A 631-nucleotide genomic window follows, 5' to 3' on the forward strand; every position below is an offset into this window, starting at 1 on the left:
CAAAAGGAAGCGCCGGACTTCGTCTGCGTGCAGGAACTGAAGGCCCAGGCGGCCGACATGACCGAAGACTTCCTGGCCCCGGCCGGCTATGTCGGCCATTTCCACTATGCCCAGAAGAAGGGCTACTCGGGCGTGGGCGTCTACAGCCGCCGCCAGCCGGATTCGGTGCGCATCGGCTTCGGCAATACCGAGTTCGATGACGAAGGCCGCTATGTCGAATGCGACTACGGCGACCTGACCGTGATCTCGCTCTATGCGCCCTCGGGTTCCTCCAGCGAGGAACGCCAGGAAGCCAAGTTCCGCTTCATGGAAGCCTTCCTGCCGCACCTGATGGAACTGGAAAAGAGTGGCCGCGAAGTGGTCATCTGCGGCGACTGGAACATCGCCCACAAGGAAATCGACCTCAAGAACTGGAAGAGCAACCAGAAGAATTCGGGCTTCTTGCCGGAAGAACGCGCCTGGATGACGCACATCTTCGACCAGTTGGGCCTGGTGGATGTGTACCGCCGCCTGCATCCGGAAACCACCGGCGAAGCCTACACCTGGTGGAGCAACCGCGGCCAGGCCTGGGCCAACAACGTGGGATGGCGTATCGATTACCACGTCTCCACGCCGGGCATTGCGGCCAAGG

At 61.6% G+C, this 631-nt stretch carries 1 protein-coding gene; it reads left to right on the top strand.

What is annotated here, in order from left to right; all coding sequences use genetic code 11:
- Positions 1-631: exodeoxyribonuclease III (locus I5W_RS13885; RefSeq protein WP_044529666.1), on the top strand; the 631-nt coding region annotated here is incomplete at both ends.

The sequence above is a fragment of the Herbaspirillum sp. B65 genome, from assembly GCF_000333555.1.
GTDB lineage: Bacteria > Pseudomonadota > Gammaproteobacteria > Burkholderiales > Burkholderiaceae_D > Herbaspirillum > Herbaspirillum rubrisubalbicans.